The sequence below is a fragment of the Shigella sp. FC1544 genome, from assembly GCF_001722145.1.
GTDB classification, from domain to species: domain Bacteria; phylum Pseudomonadota; class Gammaproteobacteria; order Enterobacterales; family Enterobacteriaceae; genus Escherichia; species Escherichia coli.
The window spans coordinates 1-629 of sequence record NZ_MECT01000395.1 but is presented as its reverse complement, the minus strand read 5'-3'; the positions used below and the strand labels follow the sequence as shown (position 1 = coordinate 629).

Sequence of the window (629 nt, the reverse complement as noted above, 5' to 3'; positions counted from 1 at the left end):
ACGCCGGGTTCAACGAGCTGTACCGGGATGGCCGGATAACGGAAGCCGCCTGTTGGGCTCACGCCCGCCGTAAAATCCACGATGTGCACGTTCGCACCCCGTCAGCCCTGACGGAGGAAGCGCTGAAACGGATCGGCGAACTGTACGCCATCGAGGCAGAGATAAGGGGAATGACGGCGGAGCAGCGCCTTGCCGAACGTCAGTTGAAAACGAAACCGCTGCTGAAATCCCTGGAAAGCTGGCTGCGTGAAAAGATGAAAACCCTGTCGCGACACTCAGAACTGGCGAAAGCGTTCGCATACGCCCTGAACCAGTGGCCGGCGCTGACGTACTATGCAGATGATGGCTGGGCTGAGGCGGACAATAACATCGCTGAAAATGCGTTGCGGATGGTCAGTCTGGGCCGCAAAAACTACCTGTTCTTCGGTTCGGATCATGGAGGAGAGCGGGGAGCGCTGCTGTACAGCCTGATCGGGACGTGCAAACTGAACGGAGTGGAGCCAGAAAGCTACCTCCGCTATGTACTTGACGTCATAGCCGACTGGCCGATAAACCGGGTCGGCGAACTGCTCCCCTGGCGCGTAGCACTGCCGACTGAATAACACATCCCCGTCAATACGGTTCTTGCT

Annotated in this window: 1 protein-coding gene; it reads left to right on the top strand. The window is 58.2% G+C overall.

The window, feature by feature from the left end; translation table 11 throughout:
* Nucleotides 1-602 (top strand): IS66 family transposase (tnpC, locus tag BGK49_RS27780; protein ID WP_023566199.1); only part of this gene is annotated, 602 nt, incomplete at its 5' end.
* Between the last annotated feature and the right edge of the window lie 27 nt (nt 603-629).